The following is a 23,149-nucleotide window of genomic DNA, read 5'->3' on the forward strand; positions in this document are numbered from 1 at the left end:
CCCACGCCGGGCGCCGCCGCGCCGGGGAACGGCGACTTCGTCACCTGATGCGGTGAACTGCCCTTTGGGGGACCGGCAACCGGGGTAGGGCAGTGCTGATCTCGTGCGGGGGGCCGGATCCTCGGGGTCCCCGCACCCTCGGACGGAAAGGCCCTACCCGCCGTGACACAGCCGTTTCAACTGCCGGATTTCTACGTGCCCTATCCGGCGCGACTGAACCCGCATCTGGAGGCCGCGAGAGCCCACACCAAGCGGTGGGCCCGCGGCTTCGGGATGTTGGAGGGGTCCGGCGTCTGGGAGGAGAAGGACCTCGACTCGCACGACTACGCGTTGCTGTGCTCCTACACGCACCCCGACTGCGACAGCGACGCGCTGAGTCTGATCACCGACTGGTACGTGTGGGTGTTCTTCTTCGACGACCACTTCCTGGAGCAGTACAAGCGTTCCCAGGACCGCGCGGGCGCCAAGGCGTACCTCGACGGCCTGGCCGCCTTCATGCCCATGGACTTGGCCGACGGATTCCCGCAACCGACGAACCCGGTCGAGGCGGGGCTGCGGGACCTGTGGCTGCGCACGGTGCCCGCGATGTCGATGGACTGGCGGGAACGATTCTCCGAGTCGACGAGAAACCTGCTCAACGAGTCCATGTGGGAACTGGCCAACATCAACATCGGCCGGGTGGCGAACCCGCTCGAATACATCGAGATGCGGCGCAAGGTCGGCGGCGCGCCCTGGTCGGCGGGGCTCGTGGAGTACGTGTCCGCGGAAGTTCCCGCGAGGGTCGCGCGCTCGCGGGCACTCGGCGTGCTGCGGGACGCCTTCTCCGACGCCGTGCACATCAGGAACGACATCTTCTCCTACGAGCGCGAGGTCGGCGACGAGGGCGAACTCTCCAACGCTATCCTGGTGTTGGAGACCTTCCTCGGGTGCACCACCCAGCAGGCCGCCGAATCCGCCAACGACCTGCTCACCTCCCGCCTCCAGCAGTTCGAGCAGACCGCCCTCGCCGAACTCCCTCAGCTCTTCGCCGACCACGCCATGGACCCGGCCGAGATCGCGGCCGTCCTCGCCTACGCCAAGGGCCTCCAGGACTGGCAGTCCGGCGGCCACGAATGGCACATGGTCTCCAGCCGCTACATGAACAAGGAGGCCCGGGCCACCGCCCCGGTCACCCTGCCGTTCCTGCCGAGCGGCCTCGGCACCACCGCCCTCGACCTCCGCTCGATCCTGGAACCCCGGGCGATGGAACTGCGCCGGCGCAGCTTCACCCACGTCCCGTTCGAGCCCACCGGCCCTTCCGTGATCCCCGACATCTACATGCCGCACCGGCTCACCCTCAGTCCACACCTCGCGCACGCCCGGGAGGAATCGGTGGCCTGGGCGCGGCGCATGGGCATGCTGGACCCCCAGCCCGGCGATCCCGGATCGGCCATCTGGACCGAGGAGAAGCTGCGCGGCTACGACTTCGCCGTCTGCTCGGCCGGCATCGACCCCGACGCCACCGCCGAGTCGCTCGCGCTGAACGCCTCGTGGCTGACCTGGGGCACGTACGGCGACGACTACTACCCGGTGGTGTTCGCGCAGGGCAAGAACCTGGCCGCCGCCAAGGTCACCACCGCCCGTCTCATCTCCATGATCCCCGTCGACCACGCCGAGCAGCCCGAGCCGGCCACCGCCATGGAGCGCGGTCTCGCCGAACTGTGGGTGCGTACCAGCGCCGGCATGTCCCCCGAGCAGCGCACCGAGTTCCGGGCCACGCTCGTGGACATGTTGGAGAGCTGGCTGTGGGAGGTGGACAACCAGATCCAGCACCGTATCCCGGACCCGGTGGACTACGCCGAGATGCGCCGCCGCACTTTCGGCTCGTACCTGACCATGTACCTGTGCCGGCTCGGACACCAGGGCCGGGGCATCCCGGAGCAGATCTACTCCTCGGGCACCATCCGGTCGTTGGAGAACGCCGTCGCGGACGCCGCGTGCCTGAGTAACGACATCTTCTCGTACCAGAAGGAAGTGGAGTTCGAGGGCGAGGTCCACAACTACATCCTGGTCACCAGGAACTTCTTCGACATCGGTTATCCGGAGGCCCTGCACATCTGCCACGACCTGATGACCCAACGCACGGAGGAGTTCGAGCACATCGTCGCCGACCAACTGCCGCTGCTCTACGACGACTGGAAGCTGAGCGCGGAGGCCAGGGCCGCCCTCGACGGCTACGTCGACGAACTGAAGGACTGGCACGCGGGCATCCTGAACTGGCACCGGACGATCCGCCGTTACCGGCCGGAGGACCTGCACCGGCTGCCGGACGGGCTGTCCACCAAGGTCTGGGACTCCGCGTTCGGGATGTCCGCGGCCCGGATCTCCCTGCCCGCCTGACCCCCACGGCGCGGGGGCGGTCCGCTCGCCCGCCCCCGCCCCCGGGCCCTCGGCCCCTCAGAACTCGTCGGCCGTGTGCGGCAGCAGGTCCACCCGCAGTGCCGCGTCGAGCGCCGCCGCCGCGCCCCGCGCGCGCTCCTGCACCAGCCCGGCGGCCACCAGCTCCGTGACCCGGGTCCCGCCCAGGTAGACCGCGGCCAGTTCCCTGACGTCCAAGGCTAGATCGGGGTCGGCCCCGGCACGCTCGAACGTGGCCCCCTGCGGCCCCGCCTTGAGTCGGAACCGGCCGGCGTTGGCGGGCAGGTGTACATCGGCCAGTTCCAGCACCACTTCCACCGGCGCCGCCCACGCCCGGGCGGTCAGCGCGGCCCGTACGTCGACCAGGCGCAGCCAGAGCGCCGGGAACAGGGCGGTCACCCGCACTTGGTCCCGGTCGGCGGCGAAGGACAGCAGCGGGTCGTCCAGCGGCCGGCACCACGCTTGCACCGTGCCGGTCAGGTCGAGGGAGGCGACGCACTGCCAGAGGGCGGCAGCGACCTGCGGGGTGTCGGCCTCCAACTCGTCCACCCGGACCACGCCCGGGGTACGGAGCGGGCCGTCGTCGCCCTCCGGCTTCGTGCGGTAGAGAACGTAGCCCGCGACGGGTCGGCCGGGCTCGCCCGACGCGATGATCCTCGGCGGGCTGAACTCCTCGTCCTCCTCGTCCTCTTCGCACAGCCACCCGTCCGTCCAGCGATGCCGGTCGCGGCTGGGGCGGCCGGCCCGGGTCGCGCGGGCGGCCTCGTGGTACGGCCCGATCACGGCGGGCGCGTCGGCCGGGTCGATCAGCCGCAGCGGGCGCCGGTCCGGCTGGACGCGCAGGCCGAGCGGTCGCGTCGAGTCGATCTCGACGGTGGCGCCCTGCGTGGCGCCGCCGAAGCCGAACCGGCCGTAGATGGCGGCCTCCGAGGCCCACAGCGCGGCGATCGGGGCGCCCTCGGCGGCGGTGCGGCGCAGTTGCTCGTGCATGAGCGCGCTGAGCACGCCCCGGCGGCGGTGGGTGGGGGCGACCGCGACGAAGGTGAGGCCGGGGCAGGGCAGGTCCGCCCCCGGCACCGAGAGTCGGAAGTCGTGGGCGGCCATGAAGCCGACGAGGGCGTCGCCGTCGTAGGCGCCGATGCGCCCGCACCGGGTCAACAGCGTGTGGTGCCGCTCGCGCACCTCCTTCCCCGGCCGGTCGTGGAAGGCCAGGTACGCGAGTTCCAGCGCGCGGTCGATGTCGGCTTCGGGTACCGCGTGGATGTCCACCATGATTCGGAGACTAATCGGTCATCGGGGACCGCTCATCTCATAATGGCCGGATTCGCCAACCTGGCCGGTTCCAGCGCCTGCTCCGGGAACCAGGTCCCGGCCGGGGGTCCGCGACGCCGCGCTCGGGGTCGCGGGGACCGGCCGCCCCGCGCAGGCAGGCTCTGTCGGACTCCCCCGGGACTTGATCCAAAGCTTGGCGTCGTGCAGCCGGTCGCCGATGCCGCGGGCGACGGCGTCGATCCGGGCGCGGTACGCGGAGCCGCCCTCGGCCCCGCCGGCGGAGTACCGCGAGCAGTCGCGGCCCGGCACGTTGTGGAGCGCGAAGACGGGCAGTGTGCCCCGTCGGGCGGCGGTCCGGGCGGTCTCCCGCGCCCGGGCCTCGGCCCGGACCGGGGTCTGGTCCCCGAGCCAGACGGCGTGCGGGGTCGCGGCCATCGCGGTGAGCGCCTCGGCCTCCGCACCGCGTCCGGCCGCGGCCGGCTCGCGGGCCTGTGCGGCGGCGGCCGGCTTGGCGGCGCACGAACAGCGCCCGTTCGGCGGCGGGAGCCCCGGGGGCGGCCGGGGCGGCGGGCGGATCGGGCTCGGCGATCGCGGCGGTCGCGGCGGTCGCGGGAGCGGCGAGGGTGGCGCACACCGCGGCGAACAGGGCCGTACGGGCGAGCAGTCGGCGGTACACGCCCCGGACGCCGACGCAGCGCACCGGCCCGGGTCAAGCACCGTTACCCGCCCGGCCGAAGACCGCAACCCGCCCGGGTGCGGCCCCGGCGTGGCGTCCGGGCGTACGGCGGTAGTGGCACGCGCCGTGCGAGCGCCCCGGCGTACGGGCGCGCTGCGGTACGGGTCAGCGCGCCGCCGGGCCGCTCCAGCCTGCCGGGACGTGGCCGAGCCGGACGCGCTGCGGGTGGTCGCCGACGGGCACGGAGACCCGCTTGGCGCCGGTGGCGAAGTCGATGGCGGTGACCCGGTCGGCCCCGCTCTCGGAGATCACGCAGCCGCGTCCGTCGCCGTCGACCGTGGCCCAGTAGGGCTTAACGGCGGCCACCGGCGGCGCTTCGGTGAGGGTGGCCCGGTCCACGATCGTCGCGTAGTCGTCCATGGTTCCCGCGACGCAGAGCTTGTTGCCATCGGGGCTCATCGACAGCCCGTGGTGGCGCGAGTCGTTGACCCAGGTGGTGCGGTCGGTGCTGGTGGCGGGATTGCCGGGCAGTTCCTTGATCCGGGTGATGCGGTCGGCGGCCACGTCGTACTCGACCACGCCGTTGAAGAAGGAGACCTGGAAGTACAGCTTCGACTCGTCGGGACTGAACGACATGGGCCGCACGGCGTCCGAGAGGTCGGGGCGGCCGAAGGCGTCGAGGCGCTGGCGCATGTCGATCACCCGGACCGTGCGGAAGGTGCGGGCGTCGACGACCGTGATCTTCCGGTCGCCCTTCGTCCAGTCGAGCCAGGGCGCGTCGAGGGCGGAGGTAACGTCGCCGATGGAGCTGTTCCACAGGTAACGGCCGCCCTGCGTGAAGGTGTTCTCGTGCGGCTTGTCCCCGGTGGTGAAGGAGCCGACCTGTCGGCCCGTGGCGATGTCCAGGACGTGCACGGTGTTGGCGGTCGAGGCGGAGACGGCGACCCGGGTGCCGTCCGGTGACAGCGCCATGTGGTCGGCGCGGTACCCGGCCACGGGGAACCGCCAGTTGATCCGGCCGGTACGGACGTCGATGGAGACGACGTCGGCGAAGCTGGGCCGGGAGGCGACGACGGCGGAGCCGTCGGGCGTGGTGTACATGTCGTCGACGTACTGGTCGTGGCCCTCGCCCGCCGTGGCGCGGATGCCGAGGAAGAAGCCGAGCTTCACCGGGTCGAGGTAGATCTCCCGCAGCCGCTCGTCCTTGTCTGGGATGACGTTGATCCGGCCGACCTTGGCGAGATCGCCGGTGGAGGCGAGCACATCGGCGGTGCCTTCCCAGTTGTTCCCGACGAACAACACCTCCCGTGGCGCGGCGCCGGCCGCCGGGGCGGACCCGGGCACGGAGGCGGAGGCGGATGCCAAAGCGGGAGCGAAAACGGGAGCGGCACCGAGCGTGGCCGCGGCCAGCACGCAGGCGGCGAGCAGGGTACGTGCGGGGAACCGGGACATTCGCTCAACTCCGTTACGGAAAGGCGCTGTTACCGGCCGGTAAAATAGGCGGAACGACGAAAGGGCGCAACCCTCGGGGTCACGCCACTTGGTGGAAACGGATTCGGCTCAGGCAAGCGGGTCAGCTCTTCAAGCGACGGAACCGATCCGGCCCACCACGGTGTTGGCGCCCTCGCGGTGGATCGGTATCCGGGCGCCGGTCAGGGAAGCGCCGGTGCCGCCGCGGCGGTTGGCGACGATCTCGGCGGCGATGGACAGCGCGGTCTCCTCCGGGGAGCGGGCGCCGAGGTCCAGGCCGATCGGGGAGTGCAGCCGGGCGAGTTCCAGTTCGCTCACGCCGACCTCGCGCAGGCGCTTGTTGCGGTCCTCGTGGGTGCGGCGGGAGCCCATGGCGCCGACATAGGCGACCGGCAGTTTGAGGGCCGCCTCCAGCAGCGGGACGTCGAACTTCGCGTCGTGCGTCAGCACGCACAGGACGGTCCGGGAGTCCACTTCCGTGGACTCCAGGTAGCGGTGCGGCCAGTCGACCACGATCTCGTCCGCCTCGGGGAAACGGTTCTTCGTGGCGAACACCGGCCGGGCGTCACACAGGGTGACGTGGTAGCCGAGGAACTTGCCGATCCGCACCAGCGCGGCGGCGAAGTCGACGGCGCCGAAGACGATCATCCGTGGGGGCGGGACGCTGGACTCGACGAGCACCTTGAGCGGCTCTCCGCAGAGCCGGCCGTCGGCGCCGAGCTCCAGCACCCCGGTCTTCCCCGCGTCCAGCATGGCGCGGGTTTCCTCGACGATGGTGCGGTCCAACTCGGGATGGGCGCCGAAGCCGCCCTCGTACGAGCCGTCACCGCGGACGAGCGCCGCGCGGCCCATCAGCTCCGCCGGGCCCTCCGTGATCCGGGCGACCGCCGCCGCCTCCCCACGGGCGGCGGCGGCCAGCGCGGCCGTGAGCACCTCCCGTACCGGAGAGCCCACGGGAACCGGGGTGACGAGGATGTCGATGACCCCGCCGCAGGTCAGACCCACGGCGAAGGCGTCGTCGTCGCTGTAGCCGAAGCGCTCGGTGACGCTCTGGCCGTCCTGAAGGGACTGCCGGCACAGCTCGTACACAGCGCCCTCCACGCATCCGCCGGACACCGAGCCGATCACCGTTCCCTCGCCGTCGACGGCGAGGGTGGCCCCGGGCTGCCGTGGGGCGCTGCCGCCGACCGCCACGACCGTGGCGACGGCGAAGTCACGACCCTGCTCGACCCACCGGTTGAGTTCTTCGGCGATGTCCAGCATGTTCGGCCTCCTCGGAGAGGTTCGGCTTCCAGTATCGGATGCGTGGAGGGTCAGGGGGCGGTCACCGCCCGCCCTACTTGACGCCCAGCCATCCCTCGATGGGGTGGAGCGAGAAGAACACCACGAAGATGACGGTCAGCGCCCACATGAAGGCGCCGATCTCGCGGGCCTTGCCCTGCGCGACCTTGATGGCCACGTAGGAGATCACACCGGCGGCGACGCCGGCCGTGATCGAGTAGGTGAACGGCATGAGCACGACTGTCAGGAACACCGGGATGGCGGTCGCGCTGTCGGCCCAGTCCACGTGGCGGGCGTTCTGCATCATCATCGCGCCGATGACGACCAGGGCCGCGGAGGCGACCTCACCCGGGACGATCTGCGTGATCGGGGTGAAGAAGAGGCAGGCGGCGAAGAAGAGGCCGGTGACCACGGAGGCGAGACCTGTGCGGGCTCCCTCGCCGACGCCGGTCGCGGACTCGACGAACACGGTCTGGCCGGAGCCACCCGCGAGGCCACCGATGGCGCCACCGGCACCGTCGATGAACAGGGCCTTGGACAGGCCCGGCATGCGGCCCTGCTCGTCGGCCAGCTTGGCCTCGGTGCCGACGCCGATGATGGTGGCCATGGCGTCGAAGAAGCCGGCGAGCACCAGGGTGAAGACGATCATGCCGATCGTCATCACGCCGACGTCGCCCCAGCCGCCGAACTCGACCTTGCCGAACAGCGAGAAGTCGGGCATCGAGATGGCGGAGCCGGAGAGCTCGGGCGCGCCGTTCTTCCATGCCTTCGGGTCGACGTTCGCGACTGCGTTGATGATCGCCGCGACGACGGTTCCGCCGACGATGCCGATCAGGATCGCGCCGCGGACCTTGCGGGCCTGCAGCATGAAGATGGCGATCAGGGTCAGGCAGAAGACGAAGACGGGCCACCCGGAGAGCTGACCTGTCGCACCGAGGCTGACCGGAGGAGCGAACTCCGGACCGTTGCCCACGAAGCCGGCCTTGTAGAGCCCGATCAGGGCCACGAAGAGGCCGATGCCCATGGTGATCGCGTGCTTGAGCGCGAGCGGGATCGCGTTCATGATCATCTCGCGGAGGCCGGTGACGACCAGGAGACAGATCACGACGCCGTACATCACGCACATGCCCATGGCCTGCGGCCAGGTCATCTGGGGCGCGACCTGCGAGGACAGCACGCCCGAGACCGACAGGCCGGCCGCGAGGGCGAGCGGCACCTTGCCGACGAAGCCCATGAGGAGCGTGGTCAGGGCCGCGGCGAAGGCCGTGGCCGTGATCAGAGCCTTCTGGCTCATGGTGTCTCCGGCGACGTCCTTGCCGGAGAGGATCAGCGGGTTGAGCAGGAGGATGTACGCCATGGCCATGAAGGTCGTGACGCCGCCGCGAATTTCGTTGCCGAGGTTCGATCCTCTGTGCGTTATGTGAAAGTACCGGTCGAGCCAAGAACGTCCGGCGGGGGTACGAGTGCCGTCGCCGGCCTCTTCCGCGGTGGTCTTGGGCTCCACAGACGACTGGGTCATGGTGCCTAACTCCCAAGGTTCAAAGGGGCACCCGCATGGGGATTGGAGATCGCGGGATTTGGGATGCTGCGTTTGGCTGCACGACCCGGGGTGACGGCCCGAGGCGACGCGATGGTTACTGCGGGTACTGCGGTGGCGCGGGTACTGCGGTACTACGGGTCCTGCGTGGGGGGACTACCGCCGGTGGGACGGGCCGCGAGCGGTGCGGTCCGACGTGTTCCGACTTGGTACTCCGGGCGGTGCGACTGGAAGTGTGACGTTCCCGATGTCACACCGCCCGGAGAGTCTGTGGGGGTCCGGAGGCCTGACGGCCCGGACGACGCCGTCCTAGAGGGTGCCGGTGAGGGCTTCCGGACGGATCGGCGTCTTGTTGAGCTCCAGACCGGTCGCCTGCCGGATCGCCGCGAGGACGGCCGGGGTGGACGAGAGAGTCGAGGCCTCGCCCATACCGCGAAGGCCGTACGGCGCGTTCGGGTCGGCGAGTTCCAGGACGTCGACCGGGATGGTCGGGGTGTCGAGGATGGTCGGGATCAGGTAGTCCGTGAAGGAGGGGTTGCGCACCTTCGCGGTCTTCGGGTCCACGATGATCTCCTCCATGATCGCGACGCCCAGGCCCTGGGTGGTGCCACCCTGGATCTGGCCGACCACGGAGAGCATGTTCAGGGCCTTGCCGACGTCCTGGGCGGTCGCGAGCTCGACGACCTTGACGAGGCCGAGCTCGGTGTCCACCTCCACCACCGCGCGGTGCGCGGCGAAGGTGTACTGGACGTGGCCGTTGCCCTGGCCGGTCTTCAGGTCGAACGGGACGGTCGGCCGGTGCCGGAACTCCAGCTCCAGGTCGATCGCGTCCTCGCCCTCCAGGATGTCGGCGATGTCCGCGAGGACCTCGCCGCCGTCGGTGACGACCTTGCCGCCCTCCAGGAGCAACTCGGCGGTCGCCCAGGCGGGGTGGTAGGAGCCGTTCTTGCGGCGGCCGATCTCCAGGACGGCCTCGCGGACGGCCTCGCAGGTGTTCTTCACCGCGCCACCGGTCATGTACGTCTGCCGCGAGGCGGACGTCGAACCGGCGGAGCCGACCCGGGTGTCGGCCGGGTGGATGGTCACCTGGGTGACGCCCAGCTCCGTACGGGCGATCTGGGTGTGGACGGTGACCCCGCCCTGGCCGACCTCCGCCATGGCCGTGTGGACCATCGCGACGGGTTCGCCGTTGATGACCTCCAGGCGCACGCGGGCGGTGGAGTAGTCGTCGAAGCCTTCGGAGAAGCCGACGTTCTTGATGCCGACCGCGTAGCCGACGCCGCGGACGACGCCCTCGCCGTGGGTCGTGTTGGAGAGGCCGCCCGGAAGCGCGCGGATGTCCGCGCACTCGCCGGCGGTCTCCCACTGGCGCTCCGGCGGCAGCGGGCGGGCCTTGACCCGGCGCAGCAACTCGGCGACGGGCGCCGGGGAGTCCACGACCTGTCCGGTGGGCATGATCGTGCCCATCTCCATGGCGTTCAGCTGCCGGAACTCGACCGGGTCCATGCCCAGCTTCGCGGCGAGCTTGTCCATCTGGGCCTCGTACGCGAAGCACGCCTGGACGGCGCCGAAGCCGCGCATCGCGCCGCAGGGCGGGTTGTTCGTGTAGAGCGCGATCGCCTCGATGTCCACGTCGTCGACGACGTACGGGCCCACCGAGAGCGAGGACGCGTTGCCCACGACCGCCGGGGAGGCCGACGCGTAGGCGCCGCCGTCCAGGACGATGCGGCACTTCATGTGCGTGAGCTTGCCGTCCTTGGTGGCGCCGTGCTCGTAGCGGAGCTTCGCCGGATGGCGGTGCACATGGCCGAAGAATGATTCGAACCGGTTGTAGACGATCTTGACCGGCTTGTTCGTGGCCAGGGCCAGCAGGCAGGCGTGGATCTGCATCGAGATGTCCTCGCGACCGCCGAAGGCACCGCCGACACCGGAGAGCGTCATGCGCACCTTCTCCTCGGGGAGACCGAGGACGGGGGCGATCTGCTTGAGATCCGAGTGCAGCCACTGGGTGGCGACGTACAGGTCGACACCGCCGTCCTCGGCGGGTACGGCCAGGCCGGACTCGGGGCCGAGGAACGCCTGGTCCTGCATGCCGAAGGTGTACTCGCCCTCGACGATGACGTCCGCGCGCTTGCGGGCCTCCGCCACGTCGCCGCGGACGATCGGCTGGCGGTGCAGGATGTTCGGGTGCGGGACGTGACCGATGTGGTGGTCGTCGCGGCCCTCGTGGATCAGCGGCGCGTCGGGGGCCAGGGCGGACGCCTCGTCCGTGACGAGCGGCAGCTCACGGTAGTCGATCTTGATCTTGGCGGCTGCCCGGCGGGCGGTCTCCGGGTGATCGGCGGCCACGAGGGCGACCGGCTCCCCGTGGTGACGTACCCGACCGTGGGCGAGGACCGGCGTGTCCTGGATCTCCAGGCCGTAGTTCTTCGTCTCGGCCGGCAGGTCGTCGTAGGTCAGCACCGAGTAGACGCCGGGCATCGCGAGCGCCTCGGAGACGTCGATGGAGACGATCTCGGCGTGGGCGACGGTGCTGCGCAGGGTCTGGCCCCACAGCATGTCCTCGTGCCACATGTCCGAGGAGTACGCGAACTCGCCGGTGACCTTCAGGGTGCCGTCCGGGCGGAGCACGGACTCTCCGATGCCGCCCCGGTGGTGCTTCTGGCTGACGTTGGTCGGTGCTCCGGCCGGGACCGAGCGGGCGTTCTGCGCCATGGTCAGACCACCTCTCCCTGACGGGCGGCCGCGAGGCGGACCGCATCGAGGATCTTCTCGTAGCCGGTACACCGGCAGAGGTTGCCGGACAGGGCCTCGCGGATGTCCTGGTCGGACGGGGAGGGGTTCGTCTCCAGCAGCGCGTCGGCCTGGACCAGGAGGCCCGGGGTGCAGAACCCGCACTGGACGGCGCCGGCGTCGATGAACGCCTGCTGGACGGTGGAGAGCGGGGCGCCCTCGCCGGTCCGGGAATCGGCACCCCTGGCGGACCACTGCTTGGCCTCGTCCAGGGCGACGCCCTTGGTGCCGCAGCCGCCGCAGGCACCGCCGTGGCCGTGCTCCTCGCGCTGCTTGGCGAAGTCCGCCAGGCCCTCGACGGTCACGACGTCGCGACCCTCGACCTGGCCGGCGGCGACGAGACAGGAACAGACCGGCACGCCGTCGAGGCGGACGGTACAGGAACCGCACTCGCCCTGCTCACAGGCGTTCTTCGAACCGGGCAGACCCAGCCGCTCGCGCAGGACGTACAGGAGGGACTCGCCCTCCCAGACGTCGTCCGCTTCCTGCTGTCGGCCGTTGACCGTGAAATTGACGCGCATGATTACGCAGCCCCTTCGAGCGAGCGGCCGTTGCCGGTGCCGCGGTACTGCTCCCAGGTCCAGACGAGCTGGCGGCGAGCCATGATGCCGACCGCGTGACGGCGGTACTTCGCCGTGCCGCGGACGTCGTCGATCGGGTTGGCCGCGCCGGAGGCGAGGTCACCGAACTGCTTGGCGATCGACGGGGTGATGACCTTGCCGGACTCCCAGAAGCCGCCCTCTTCGAGCGCGGCGTTCAGGAACTCCTCGGCGACCTTCGCCCGGATGGGGGTCGGCGCGGCCGACCCGATGCCGGTGCGGACCGTACGGGTCCGCGGGTGCAGGGCCAGGCCGAAGGCACACACGGCGATGACCATCGCGTTGCGGGAGCCGACCTTGGAGTACTGCTGGGGGCCGTCCGCCTTTGTGATGTGGACGGTCTTGATGAGCTCGTCCGGGGCCAGCGCGTTGCGCTTGACACCCGTGTAGAACGCGTCGATGGGGAGCAGGCGGGAGCCGCGTACGGATTCCACCTCGACCTCGGCGCCGGCCGCGAGCAGCGCGGGGTGGGCGTCACCGGCCGGCGAGGCGGTACCGAGGTTGCCGCCCACACCTCCGCGGTTACGGATCTGCGGGGACGCGACCGTGTGCGAGGCGAGCGCGAGTCCGGGCAGCTCCGTACGGAGGTTCTCCATGATCTGCGTGTACGGCACGGAAGCGCCCAGGCGCACCACGTCCTCACCGACCTCCCACTCACGCAGCAGCGCGACGCGGTTCAGGTCGAGGAGGTACTCCGGCCGACGGTGGTCGAAGTTGATCTCGACCATGACGTCAGTGCCACCCGCGATGGGCACAGCGGTGGGGAACTCGGCCTTGGCGGCGAGCGCTTCCTCCCAGCTTGCGGGGCGAAGGAAGTCCATGAGCGGCCCTCTTCTTCATCGTGTCGTTCACTTCAAGCCAGGCGTCCAGAGGCACTCGACCGGTCGTTCACGTGGTGTTAACGCGGTGTGTAGCCAGTACACAAGCCGCTCCTCGTTCGGGTGCAGTCACCGAAACCATGAAGGAGTTGGCTGACGACCTCCCTCGTCTTGTAGATTCGTATGAAAGGCAGGATGCGACGACCTGCCCGATTTCCAACGGCAACATCGAGACAGATCGGCGGCGACATCATGCGGCTGCGCGCACTGCTGGAAACCGAGGCGCTTGGGCTGCGGCTGCTGGGCGGCGAGGAAGAACTCGACCGGACGGTCCGCGGGGTCATGACGACCGACCTGAGGGATCCCAGCCGATACCTCTCCGGAGGCGAACTTGTCCTGACCGGCCTGGCGTGGCGAAGAAATTCAGCCGACTCCGAGCCTTTCGTACGAATCCTTGCGAGTGCGGGGGTCGCCGGACTCGCGGCCGGCGAGGCGGAGCTGGGGGACATCCCCGACGACCTGGTATCGGCCTGTCTGCGCAACCGGCTGCCCCTGTTCGCCGTGAACGAGGACGTCGCGTTCGCCACCATCACGGAGTACGTGGTGCGGCAGGTCTCCGGGGAACGCGCGGGGGACCTGGCGGCGGTCGTGGACCGGCACCGCCGCCTGATGACATCGGGTCCGGCCGGTGGCGGCCCCGACGTGGTGCTCGATCTGCTCACCACGGACCTCGATCTCCGAGCCTGGGTGCTCTCCCCGACCGGCCGGCAGATCGCCGGAGCGGGCGAGCCGCTGGCTGCGGGCATCTGCGCGACACTGGCCGGCGAGCACCTCGCGGCGGTCCGGACGGGCCGCAGGGGACCCCACCGGATCTCGATCCAGGGTATTACCTACTCGCTGTTTCCGATCAGGGGACACGGGCGCGCCCCGGGCGCCGTCACCCGCGACGTTCGCGAAAGCGTGCTGTCCGACTGGCTGCTCGCCGTCGAGGCCGACGCGGGCGACTGGCCGGCCGAGCGGCTCGACCTGCTCCAGGGCGTCACCCAGCTGATCGCCGTCGAGCGGGACCGGCGGGACGCGGCCCGTACGGTGCGCCGCCGCCTGGCGCAGGAGGTGCTGGAGCTGGTCCAGACGGGTGCCCCGCCGGCCGAGATCGCCGCCCGCCTGCGGGTGGCCGCGCCGGTGCTGCTGCCCGGGCTGGGCGCCGCCCCGCACTGGCAGGTGGTCGTGGCCCGGGTCGACTGGGACAACGGGGACATCCCCGGCGGCCCGGTGGCCCAGTCGCTGCTGGAGGAGATCCTGGTCGACCCGTCGCTGTCGGGGCCGGAGCCGTCCGACCGGATCGCGGTGGCCCATGCGGGTGACGAGGCCATCGCGCTCGTGCCGCTGCCCGCGCTGCCCGCGGAGCCGGGGGAGGAGAAGGGCCCCGACTCCGCGCTGCACGCCGACGAGCTGCTGACGACGGTACGGGAACCGTTGGCGGCCGGTCTGGCCGAGGACGGGCGGCTCACGCTGGGCGTCAGCGCGGCCGTGCACTCCGCCGAGGGGCTGCGCGGGGCGCTGGAGGAGGCCCGGCACGCGCGCCGGGTGGCCGCCGCCCGCCCGGGGCGGGTGTGCGCCGCGGGCCACCACGAGCTCGCCTCGCACGTCCTGCTGCTGCCCTTCGTCCCGGACGACGTCCGGCGCGCCTTCACGGCGCGGCTGTTGGACCCGCTGCGGGACTACGACCGCCGGCACCGGGCCGAGCTGATCCCGACGCTGGAAGCCTTCCTGGACTGCGACGGCTCCTGGACCCGGTGCGCGACGCGGCTGCACCTGCACGTCAACACCCTGCGCTACCGGGTCGGGCGAATCGAGCAGTTGACGGCGCGCGACCTCTCCCGGCTGGAGGACAAGCTGGACTTCTTCCTGGCCCTGCGCATGAGCTGATCGGGCGCGCGGGAAATCGCTCCGGCGGCGGGGGAACGGCTGACGAGCCGTCCGGACTTTGTGAAAGAGTTCACCCGACCCCTTGGCCGGAGCCGTTGATCCGTGCTCTCATTTCGCCCCAGGGCTCAACGACGTGCTGCTCGATTGCTTTGGGGAGGGCAATGTGGCGGATACCGCCATGTCCGGTGCGGGATCCACGGGGGGAGACGACCCCCTCCAGCGGGCGATATGGCGGCTGCGCTCGCGCGGCTGTTGGACCGACGCGGCGGCCCTGCTGACGCCGCACGCGGGCAGCGCGCGGGCCGCCGTGCAGCGGACCGCGCTGCTGGTCGAACGGTGCCTGTTCACGGGCCAGGGCTGGGCAGAAGCGGAGGACGCCCTACGGATCGCGGAGGCGGTGGCCCAGGACGACGAGGAGCGGGGCGCGGCGGCGTGCGAGCGGGGCCAACTGGCCTACGCCGCGACGGTGCTCGGGGTGCGGGACCGGGCGGACGAAGCGCGCTCGGCGCTGGGCCGGGCGGCGGCGCTGCTGTCCCTCGGATCCCGGAGCCGGCCGCTGCTGGACTTCCGCCGGGGCCTGGTCGCCGAGCACTTGGCGGACGCCCCGGACGCGGCCCGACCGGCCTACCACCGGGCGCACGCGGGGGCGACGGCGCACGGGGACACGCTGCTGCTGTCCTTCACGTGGCGCCACCTGGCGGCGTTGGCCCTGCGGGACGGCGAGGTCGCGGAGGCCCGGGACGGCTTCGCTGAATCCCTGCGCATACGGGAGGAGTTGGGCTTCCTGGTGGGCACGGCCCCGGCGCTGGCGGCCCTGGCCGAAGTCGAACCGGAGCCGGAGGCGGCCCGCCTGCGGGCGGAGGCCCGCCGCCTCTTCCACCTCCTGGGCGGCATACCCACCTGGCTGGCGGACCAACTCCACCCCAGCCCGGCCTGACCCCTGCCGGGGACCCCACCGAGCCGCCCCGGCCCCGCGGCCCGCGCCTCAAACGCCGGCGGGGCTGGTTTCGCCGACTGGGCCTTGCCCCGCGGCCTCCGACTCCGCCGGAGCAGGCGCGGGGCCCCGGCGGGCCGTGCGGCGCTCCGCTCGACACCCCGCGCCTCAAACGCCGGCGGGGCTGAGATGGCCCGGCCACGCGGCGGCGCTCAGGGCCGTACCTGCCTGGGGCCGGAACGTGCGGCGCCGCTGCCGGCACTTGGGCCGGGGCCCTGCCCCTGCCGTACCGCCGGTCGCGCGAGACACACTCCGGCCCCGCCGGCGTTGGGGCGCGGACCAATGCAGCCCCCCACCCCAGCCTCGCCGGCGATTGAGGCGCGGGGTCCGGGGCGAAGCCGGGGCCGCACAGCCGAGCCGCACCGGCCGGGCAAACCCAGCCCCGACCGGAGATTGAGGCGCGCGGTCCCCCAGGGAGAATCAGCCGGGCGCGCCCGCGAAGTGGTCCCGTACCAGGGACTCGACCACCCCGACCTCGCCCGCGATCAACGCCTCCAGCAGCGCCGCGTGCTCCGCCGCGTCCGCCACCAGTTCCGCCCGCCGGACCCGTGGCGCGCCCGGCATTGGAAGCATCGCCCGCCGGTGCAGCTCCTCCGTCAACCGCACCAGCTGGTCGTTCCCCGCCAGCGACAGCACCGCCCGGTGGAACGCCCGGTCCGCCTCCCCGTAGGCCGCCAGGTCACCGGCCCGCGCCGCCTCCCCCGTCGCCGCCGCCGCCGGCCGCAGCCCGGCCCAGGCCGACGCCGGTACGTCCCGCGCCAGCCTCAGCATCACCGGTACCTCCAGCAGCGCCCGTACCTCCGCCAGCTCCGCCAGCGCCCGCGGGCTGCGGCTCAGCACCCGGAACCCCCGGTTCGGGAGGCATTCCACCGCCCCCTCCAGCGCCAGTTGCTGCATCGCCTCGCGCACGGGAGTCGCGGACACCCCGAACCGCTCGCCCAGCGCCGGGCCCGAGTAGATCTCGCCGGGTACCAGCCCGCCGTCGACCAGCGCGGCGCGCAACGCGTCCAGTACCTGACCGCGCACCGAATGGCGGCGCACCTTCCGGGCGGGAACCGTCTCCCGGTCCGTCTCCTCGACCGTGTCGGCCGACACCCGGTCGTGGGCCGTTTCGTGCACTCGGTCCTCCTCCGGGTCTCGACCTGCTCCGAGAATAGGCGACACGGGCCGCCCTCCCTCCGACGTGTCGCCGCTACCGATCTAGTAAGGTAAGGCTAACCTCAAACGATCAGCGATCGGTGTACCGCCATGACCCTTCCGACCTCGGCCGTCACAGCCGCCTACCGACGCCTGGCCGAGGTCTACCCCTCCCTGGAGATCGACGAGCTCGGCCCCGACGAGCCCCTCCCCCGCGAGGCGGGGTGGTCCGGCGCCGACGAGCTCGCCGCCGGCGGCCCGGTGCTCGACGCCCACCTCGCCTGGGACGCCGCCCAGGTGCTCCGGGACTACGGACGCCCCGGCCGCCCCGACGTCGTGGCCGGCTTCGGCTTCCACCGGTACGCCTGGCCCGCCTGCCTGCTGATCACCGTCCCCTGGTTCCTCCAGCGCCGCGTACCGCGCCCGGCGCGGGTGGCGTTCCATCGCGGCCTCGGCCGCCTCCGCGTCGAGGTCGACGGTTTCGCCTGCCTCCCCGACGATCCGGCGGCCGCCCTCCCCGGAGCCCGGGTCGTGCCCGACGAGGACGTCCTGCGCCGGGAGGTGCGCGACGCCGTGGCCGCGCACCTCGGCCCGGTGCTGGAAGGTTTCGGCCCCCGCATGCGGCGCGGCCGGCGCGCCCTGTGGGGGATGGTGACCGACGAGGTCGTCGAAGGACTGTGGTACGCCGGGCAGTTGCTCGGCGAGGAGGAGCGGGCCCGGGCCGAACTGGAGGCGCTGCTGCCGGGCTCGACCGCTCCGTACCCGGCGGGCGCGGGCTTCCGTACGCTCGCGGGCCACGACGGCGCGCCCCTGCCCACCCGCGACCGGGCCGGCTGCTGCCTCTTCTACACCATCCGGCCCGAGGACACCTGCCTGACCTGTCCCCGCACCTGCGACGCGACCCGCGTCACCCGCCTCACGGCGACGGCCTGACCCGCCGGCCCGCGCCTCGACGCCGGCGGGGCCGAACGCAACCCACCCTTACGGGTGACCTTGGTTCGAACACAACTCGCACTGCCCGCAGCGCTGTTCGAGTGACAACACCCTATCCGGCGTGCCCCACCCCCCGAAGGCGTCCACTTGACCCGAAACCCGCGTGCGCGGCCGACCGGCTGCGCCACTATGGCGCCCGGAAAGCCGCATACGCGAGGCAAGGACATCCGCATGAGACTGACCGACATATCGCTGGACTGGCTGCTGCCCGGCGGCCTGTTGATCCTGGGCGTACTTGCGGCAGTGGCGGTACTGGCCAGGGGCAAGCGCGAGAGCGAGAAGGCCGCGGCCGAGGACACCTGGGAGCGCAGCGAGGAGCGGCGCCGGCGCAAGGAGGCCGTCTACGGAACGGCCTCGTACGTCCTGCTGTTCTGCTGTGCGGCCGTCGCCGCCGCGCTCTCCTTCCACGGGCTGGTCGGCTTCGGCCGGCAGAACCTGAACCTGTCCGGGGGCTGGGAGTACCTCGTCCCCTTCGGCCTCGACGGCGCCGCCATGTTCTGCTCGGTACTCGCGGTCCGCGAGGCGAGCCACGGCGACGCGGCGCTCGGCTCGCGCATGCTGGTCTGGCTGTTCGCGGGCGCGGCGGCCTGGTTCAACTGGGTGCACGCGCCCCGTGGCAGCGGCCACGACGGCGCCCCGCAGTTCTTCGCCGGGATGTCGCTCTCCGCGGCCGTCCTCTTCGACCGGGCCCTCAAGCAGACCCGCCGGGCGGCGCTGCGCGAACAGGGTCTGATCCCGCGGCCGTTGCCGCAGATCCGGATGGTCCGCTGGATGCGGGCGCCCCGGGAGACCTTCGGCGCGTGGTCGCTCATGCTGCTGGAAGGAGTCCGCACCCTCGACGAGGCCGTGGACGAAGTGCGTGAGGACAAGCGGGAGAAGGAGCAGGACCGGCACCGCAGGCGCGATCAGAACCGGCTCGACCGGGCGCGCATCAAGGCGCTGGGCCGACAGAACAGGGCGTTCGGGCGTTCGCGCGGTCGCCAGGTCGAACTGCCGGGGTTGGTCCCCGGGTCGGGCTCCGCGCCGGTCGGCGCGGAGCCGGCCATATCGGATGCGGAGCAGTTGCCCCTGCGACGCCGGCCCTCCCTGCAAGCCGTGAGCGCAACCGAGTCGGGTGATCCGACCGGTCCCCGCACGGTCGACCTCACTGCCGAGGACGACACCCAGACGATTCCCCGGCTCGACTCGTTGGAGCGCAAACTCAAGGATCTGGAACAACAGTTCGGCTGATCGTCCACACCGGGGCCGGGGCCGGGTCCGGACGCGCGGTCGCGCGCGCCCGGACCGGTCCTCAGCCGTCGAGTTCGAACCAGACCACCTTGCCCGCCCCCGGTACCAGCGCGTCCACGCCCCAGTCGTCGGCCAGCGCCTGCACCAGAACCAGTCCCCTGCCGTGCGTACCGTCGTCGGCGGACGGTACGTGCGGGCGGGGCCGGCGGGCGGCGTAGTCGCGGACCTCGACCCGGAGCCGGGATTCGGCGATGGACGCGGACACCTCCGCGCCCTGTTCGGTGTGGACCAAGGCGTTGGTGACGAGTTCGGTGATCAGCAGCTCCGCCACCTCGGTGGCGTCCGCCCGGCACCGGTGGCGCATCAACTCCCGCAGGGACCGTCGCACGTCCCCCACGGCCTTCAGGTCCGCCCGGCGGACGCTGTGGACGATCTCCGGTGCGTCCACCGCCCCGCCGCCCTCGACGGACGGTTCGCGCGGCACCGGCCGCCCTCTCCTCCAGTGCTTCCCGGTCTTCGCCCCCACCCGCACGGCGATGTACCTCCCCCGTAGTTCGCCTCTCCGAATCGACCCGCACTCTCGAACAGGTCTACGGGATGCATGCCCGCCGGGGCAATCCGCACTCCTGCGGGCTCAGGGGCGCGGCACGTTGCGCAGGTTGGATCGCGCCATCTGAACCATCCGGCCGACTCCCCCGTCCAGCACGATCTTGCTGGCGGAAAGGGCGAAACCGGTGACCATTTCGGCGCTGATCCTCGGAGGAATCGACAGGGCGTTGGGGTCGGTCACGATGTCCACCAGAGCGGGCCCCTTGTGCCGGAAGGCGTCCTTCAAAGCCCCTGTGAGCTGCTTGGGCTTCTCCACGCGGACCCCGTAGGCGCCCGCCGCGCGGGCGATGGCGGAGAAATCCGGGTTCCGGTTCGTGGTTCCGTACGAAGGCAGGCCGGAAACCATCATTTCCAGCTCGACCATTCCGAGGGACGAGTTGTTGAAGAGGACCACTTTGACGGGCAGGTCGTACTGCACGAGGGTGAGGAAATCTCCCATCAGCATCGAGAATCCGCCGTCACCCGACATCGAGACCACTTGACGCCGGCGGTCGATGAACTGTGCCCCGATGGCCTGGGGAAGGGCGTTGGCCATGGAACCGTGGCTGAAGGAACCGATGATGCGCCGTTTGCCGTTCGGCGAAAGATAGCGCGCCGCCCACACGTTGCACATGCCCGTGTCCACGGTGAAGACGGCATCCTCGTCGGCGAGTTCGTCGAGGACGGCGGCGACGTACTCGGGGTGGATGGGAGTGTGCTTCTCCACCTTGCGCGTGTACGCCTTGACCACTCCCTCCAGCGCGTCCGCGTGCTTCTTGAGCATCCGGTCCAGGAAGCGGCGGTCCGTCTTGGCGCGCACGCGGGTGTTCAGCACCCGCAGGGTCTCCCGTACGTCGCCCCAGACGGCCAGGTCCAGCTGCGAGCGGCGGCCCAGGTGTTCGGGGCGGATGTCGACCTGGACGATCTTCACGTCGTCGGGGAGGAAGGCGTTGTACGGGAAGTCGGTGCCGAGCAGGATCAGCAGGTCGCACTCGTGGGTGGCCTCGTAGGCCGCGCCGTAGCCGAGCAGCCCGCTCATCCCTACATCGAACTTGTTGTCGTACTGGATCCACTCCTTGCCGCGCAGGGCATGCCCCACCGGGGCCTTGACCCGCTCGGCGAACTCCATGACCTCGGCGTGCGCCCCGGCGGTGCCGCTGCCACAGAAGAGGGTGACCCGGTCCGCCTCGTCGATCAGCCGGACCAGCTTCTCGATCTCGCCGTCCCCGGGCCGTACGGTCGGCCGGGCGGTCACCAGGGCGTGCTCGACCGATTTCGTCGGGGCGGGGAGGGAGGCGATGTCGCCGGGCAGGGAGACGACTCCCACGCCGCTGCGGCCGATGGCGTGCTGGATTGCGCTCTGCAGCACCCGGGGCATCTGTCGGGGGTTGGAGATCAGCTCGCTGTAGTGGCTGCACTCGGTGAACAAGCGGTCGGGGTGGGTCTCCTGGAAGTACCCGAGTCCGATCTCGCCGGACGGGATGTGCGAGGCCAGCGCCAACACCGGGGCCATCGAGCGGTGGGCGTCGTACAGGCCGTTGATCAGGTGCAGGTTCCCGGGACCGCAGGAGCCGGCGCAGGCGGCGAGCCGTCCGGTGATCTGGGCCTCGGCGCCGGCGGCGAAGGCGGCCGTCTCCTCGTGGCGGACCTGGATCCACTCGATTCCGTCGGTCCGGCGGATCGCGTCCACGATCGGGTTCAGGCTGTCGCCCACCACCCCGTACATCCGGCGCACGCCCGCGCGCACCAGGATGTCGACGAACTGCTCCGCCACGTTCTGCTTGGCCATGGAAGGGGCGCCCTCTCCGGTTCGGCTCTGCCGGCTGCGCCTCCCATCCACGCACGAACCGCCCTCTTACGCCTCCCAGACCGCGGCGGCCGTCCGGTCGTCGGCGTAGCCCTTGAGGCGGAGCTGGGCGTCCGCGAGGAACGCCGCGAGGCCGGGCGGCTCGCCCTGCGACCAGCGGGCGGCGAGTTCGGCGGGAAGCAGTCCCTCCTCGCGCATCGGAGCCGCGAGACCACCCGAGCAGAGCAGCAGGGTGTCACCGGGGCGGGCCACGGACGCACGGAAGCGGAAGCCCCCGGCCGCGTCCACCGGAGGGTGCGCGGTGTCCTCCGGTTCCAGGTCCTGCCATTGGCCGGCCCGCAGCCGGAAGAACCCGCCCGCGCCCGCGCCGAAGCAGACCCGGGTGCGGCACCGCGGGTCCACCGGGAGCAGCAGCCCCCGCAGCCCGGCGGTGTAGCCCTCCTCCGCGAGTCCCAGCTCCGCCGCGCGCGCCCGCAGCCGTCCGTAACCCCGGTCCGTGAGCCGCTGGAGCCCGGAGCGCAGGGCTTCGCGGCTACCGGTCCGGATGTCCTCGGCCAGCCGCTGCCGGCTGCGCCCGACGGCCGCCGCGACGGTGTGGCACAGCTCGGCGGCGGCCTCCCGGGCCCCGGGCGCCGCCCGGTCGCCGCCCGCCACGGCCACCAGGACCAGGGCGTCGTCCCCGCTGCCGAAGCGGGCGGTGAGCAGGAAGTCGCGGCGGGCCTCGCCGCGGAACCGGGCGGAGTCCCCGCGCAGTGAGGTGGCGCGGAGGGTGTAGGTGCCGTAGCGGGCCCCCTCCAGGACGGTGTCGGGGGTGAGGTCGCCCAGCCCGGCCGGGTCGGCCTCGGGCAGCGCGCCCGGCTCGGCCGCGTAGGTCGGGGCGCGGTCGCCGAGGTGGCGTACGTCGGGGCGGCCGGCGGGGTCGTGCTCCGGCGGTTCGGAGGCGGGGGCGGGGGGTGCCTGCGGTGCGCCGGCCTGGGCGTCCTCGGCCGGCGCGGGCCCCGCCGCCCCGGCCGCCCCGGGCTCCCCACCGGGCGCGCCGCGCCGCCGCAGCGGAAGCCCGGGCGCGGCAGGCGGTACGGGTGCCGGGGGAGGTACGGGTACCGGGTCAGGTACGGGTGCCGCCGGGGATACGTGTGGCCCGGGGGGCTGCTGTGGCGGGAGAGTCCGGAGCGGCGCGGGGGCTTCGGCTGCGGTCGGCGGCTCGGGTACGGCCGGGGGCTCCGGTACGGCCGGGGGCTCGGGCGGCGCGGGGGGCACCGTGACCTCGCCCAGGGCGTAGCCGGTCGGACCGGGCCGGCGCGGGTCCGGCGGTGGCTCTTCGGCCGGGGGCGCGGGCTCCGCCTCCCGACGCTGCCCGGGCAGCAGGGGACCGGGCGGGTGCGCCGGCGCGGCGGGGGCGTCCCCGTCCTTCACCAGCACCACCGCCGAGTGGAAGCGGTGGTCCAGCGTGTCCTCCGGATCGGGCTCGGGTGCCGCGCCCTGGTCCTCGTAGAGCTTCTGCCACCAGTCGTCCGCGCGCCGCTGACTCATGCCGCTATTCTCCGCCGCCGGCGGGGGCGGAAAACGCCGAACGCACGAAAGAGGCCCACCGGGCCGCCGCCCGGTGGACCCCTCGCGTTCCCGTCGTA

17 protein-coding genes are annotated in these 23,149 nt (G+C 72.0%); 5 read left to right on the forward strand and 12 right to left on the reverse strand.

Annotated features, from left to right (window positions below):
• Positions 1-162: 162 nt before the first annotated feature.
• Positions 163-2,379, forward strand: coding sequence for a germacradienol/geosmin synthase (locus ABZ934_RS04020; protein WP_361308210.1), 2,217 nt, complete (start codon positions 163-165; stop codon positions 2,377-2,379).
• A gap of 57 nt (positions 2,380-2,436) precedes the next feature.
• On the opposite strand, the gene ABZ934_RS04025 is transcribed toward ABZ934_RS04020, so the two are convergent.
• The 8 genes from ABZ934_RS04025 to ABZ934_RS04060 form a co-directional block, all read right to left on the reverse strand.
• Positions 2,437-3,669, reverse strand: a complete 1,233-nt coding sequence (locus ABZ934_RS04025; RefSeq protein ID WP_361308212.1) for a GNAT family N-acetyltransferase — start codon at positions 3,667-3,669, stop codon at positions 2,437-2,439.
• A gap of 18 nt (positions 3,670-3,687) precedes the next feature.
• On the reverse strand, positions 3,688-4,386 hold the full coding sequence (locus tag ABZ934_RS04030; protein WP_361308213.1) for a glycoside hydrolase family 6 protein: 699 nt from the start codon (positions 4,384-4,386) through the stop codon (positions 3,688-3,690).
• Positions 4,387-4,510: 124 nt separating this feature from the next.
• Positions 4,511-5,797, reverse strand: a complete 1,287-nt coding sequence (locus ABZ934_RS04035) for a YncE family protein (protein WP_361308215.1) — start codon at positions 5,795-5,797, stop codon at positions 4,511-4,513.
• 129 nt (positions 5,798-5,926) lie between these two features.
• Entirely contained in the window at positions 5,927-7,078 is a 1,152-nt protein-coding gene (locus ABZ934_RS04040; RefSeq protein WP_361308216.1) for an XdhC/CoxI family protein, read from the reverse strand.
• A 73-nt stretch (positions 7,079-7,151) separates the two neighbouring features.
• Positions 7,152-8,615: an NCS2 family permease gene (locus tag ABZ934_RS04045; RefSeq protein WP_361308218.1), complete on the reverse strand. Its 1,464-nt coding sequence runs from the start codon at positions 8,613-8,615 to the stop codon at positions 7,152-7,154.
• Between the two features lie 327 nt (positions 8,616-8,942).
• A complete protein-coding gene (pucD, locus tag ABZ934_RS04050) occupies positions 8,943-11,348 on the reverse strand; it encodes a xanthine dehydrogenase subunit D (protein ID WP_361308220.1) in 2,406 nt (801 codons plus the stop codon).
• A gap of 2 nt (positions 11,349-11,350) precedes the next feature.
• On the reverse strand, positions 11,351-11,947 hold the full coding sequence (locus ABZ934_RS04055) for a (2Fe-2S)-binding protein (RefSeq protein ID WP_361308222.1): 597 nt from the start codon (positions 11,945-11,947) through the stop codon (positions 11,351-11,353).
• A gap of 2 nt (positions 11,948-11,949) precedes the next feature.
• Positions 11,950-12,846, reverse strand: a complete 897-nt coding sequence (locus tag ABZ934_RS04060) for an FAD binding domain-containing protein (RefSeq protein ID WP_361308224.1) — start codon at positions 12,844-12,846, stop codon at positions 11,950-11,952.
• Between the two features lie 249 nt (positions 12,847-13,095).
• Here ABZ934_RS04060 and ABZ934_RS04065 point away from each other — a divergent pair, with 249 nt between their 5' ends.
• Positions 13,096-14,772: a PucR family transcriptional regulator ligand-binding domain-containing protein gene (locus ABZ934_RS04065; RefSeq protein WP_361308226.1), complete on the forward strand. Its 1,677-nt coding sequence runs from the start codon at positions 13,096-13,098 to the stop codon at positions 14,770-14,772.
• Between the two features lie 178 nt (positions 14,773-14,950).
• Positions 14,951-15,709, forward strand: coding sequence for a hypothetical protein (locus ABZ934_RS04070; protein ID WP_361308228.1), 759 nt, complete (start codon positions 14,951-14,953; stop codon positions 15,707-15,709).
• Between the two features lie 477 nt (positions 15,710-16,186).
• On the opposite strand, the gene ABZ934_RS04075 is transcribed toward ABZ934_RS04070, so the two are convergent.
• Positions 16,187-16,861: a GntR family transcriptional regulator gene (locus tag ABZ934_RS04075; RefSeq protein ID WP_361308717.1), complete on the reverse strand. Its 675-nt coding sequence runs from the start codon at positions 16,859-16,861 to the stop codon at positions 16,187-16,189.
• A 153-nt stretch (positions 16,862-17,014) separates the two neighbouring features.
• On the opposite strand from ABZ934_RS04075, the gene ABZ934_RS04080 reads away from it, so the two are divergent.
• Entirely contained in the window at positions 17,015-17,836 is an 822-nt protein-coding gene (locus tag ABZ934_RS04080) for a (2Fe-2S)-binding protein (RefSeq protein WP_361308230.1), read from the forward strand.
• Between the two features lie 231 nt (positions 17,837-18,067).
• Complete coding sequence (locus ABZ934_RS04085; RefSeq protein ID WP_361308232.1) at positions 18,068-19,126, forward strand: DUF2637 domain-containing protein; 1,059 nt, start codon at positions 18,068-18,070, stop codon at positions 19,124-19,126.
• Between the two features lie 61 nt (positions 19,127-19,187).
• On the opposite strand, the gene ABZ934_RS04090 is transcribed toward ABZ934_RS04085, so the two are convergent.
• From ABZ934_RS04090 to ABZ934_RS04100, 3 genes are all read right to left on the reverse strand, one after another.
• Entirely contained in the window at positions 19,188-19,490 is a 303-nt protein-coding gene (locus ABZ934_RS04090) for an ATP-binding protein (protein WP_361308719.1), read from the reverse strand.
• Positions 19,491-19,760: 270 nt separating this feature from the next.
• Positions 19,761-21,503: a pyruvate dehydrogenase gene (locus tag ABZ934_RS04095; protein WP_361308234.1), complete on the reverse strand. Its 1,743-nt coding sequence runs from the start codon at positions 21,501-21,503 to the stop codon at positions 19,761-19,763.
• 66 nt (positions 21,504-21,569) lie between these two features.
• Positions 21,570-23,051: a protein phosphatase 2C domain-containing protein gene (locus tag ABZ934_RS04100; protein ID WP_361308236.1), complete on the reverse strand. Its 1,482-nt coding sequence runs from the start codon at positions 23,049-23,051 to the stop codon at positions 21,570-21,572.
• Positions 23,052-23,149: the final 98 nt, after the last annotated feature.

It is taken from the genome of Streptomyces sp. NPDC046557, from assembly GCF_040645975.1.
Taxonomy (GTDB): domain Bacteria; phylum Actinomycetota; class Actinomycetes; order Streptomycetales; family Streptomycetaceae; genus Streptomyces.

What these genes read in the sequence shown, in the direction of transcription:
- ABZ934_RS04055 (WP_361308222.1), bottom strand. Translation starts at nt 11,947, where the DNA reads ATGCGCGTCAATTTCACGGTCAACGGCCGACAGCAGGAAGCGGACGAC.
- ABZ934_RS04060 (WP_361308224.1), bottom strand. Translation starts at nt 12,846, where the DNA reads ATGGACTTCCTTCGCCCCGCAAGCTGGGAGGAAGCGCTCGCCGCCAAG.
- ABZ934_RS04100 (WP_361308236.1), bottom strand. Translation starts at nt 23,051, where the DNA reads ATGAGTCAGCGGCGCGCGGACGACTGGTGGCAGAAGCTCTACGAGGAC.
- ABZ934_RS04040 (WP_361308216.1), bottom strand. Translation starts at nt 7,078, where the DNA reads ATGCTGGACATCGCCGAAGAACTCAACCGGTGGGTCGAGCAGGGTCGT.
- ABZ934_RS04080 (WP_361308230.1), top strand. Translation starts at nt 17,015, where the DNA reads ATGACCCTTCCGACCTCGGCCGTCACAGCCGCCTACCGACGCCTGGCC.
- ABZ934_RS04045 (WP_361308218.1), bottom strand. Translation starts at nt 8,615, where the DNA reads ATGACCCAGTCGTCTGTGGAGCCCAAGACCACCGCGGAAGAGGCCGGC.
- ABZ934_RS04025 (WP_361308212.1), bottom strand. Translation starts at nt 3,669, where the DNA reads ATGGTGGACATCCACGCGGTACCCGAAGCCGACATCGACCGCGCGCTG.
- ABZ934_RS04070 (WP_361308228.1), top strand. Translation starts at nt 14,951, where the DNA reads ATGTCCGGTGCGGGATCCACGGGGGGAGACGACCCCCTCCAGCGGGCG.
- ABZ934_RS04090 (WP_361308719.1), bottom strand. Translation starts at nt 19,490, where the DNA reads ATGCGCCACCGGTGCCGGGCGGACGCCACCGAGGTGGCGGAGCTGCTG.
- ABZ934_RS04095 (WP_361308234.1), bottom strand. Translation starts at nt 21,503, where the DNA reads ATGGCCAAGCAGAACGTGGCGGAGCAGTTCGTCGACATCCTGGTGCGC.
- ABZ934_RS04065 (WP_361308226.1), top strand. Translation starts at nt 13,096, where the DNA reads ATGCGGCTGCGCGCACTGCTGGAAACCGAGGCGCTTGGGCTGCGGCTG.
- ABZ934_RS04035 (WP_361308215.1), bottom strand. Translation starts at nt 5,797, where the DNA reads ATGTCCCGGTTCCCCGCACGTACCCTGCTCGCCGCCTGCGTGCTGGCC.
- ABZ934_RS04085 (WP_361308232.1), top strand. Translation starts at nt 18,068, where the DNA reads ATGAGACTGACCGACATATCGCTGGACTGGCTGCTGCCCGGCGGCCTG.
- pucD (WP_361308220.1), bottom strand. Translation starts at nt 11,348, where the DNA reads ATGGCGCAGAACGCCCGCTCGGTCCCGGCCGGAGCACCGACCAACGTC.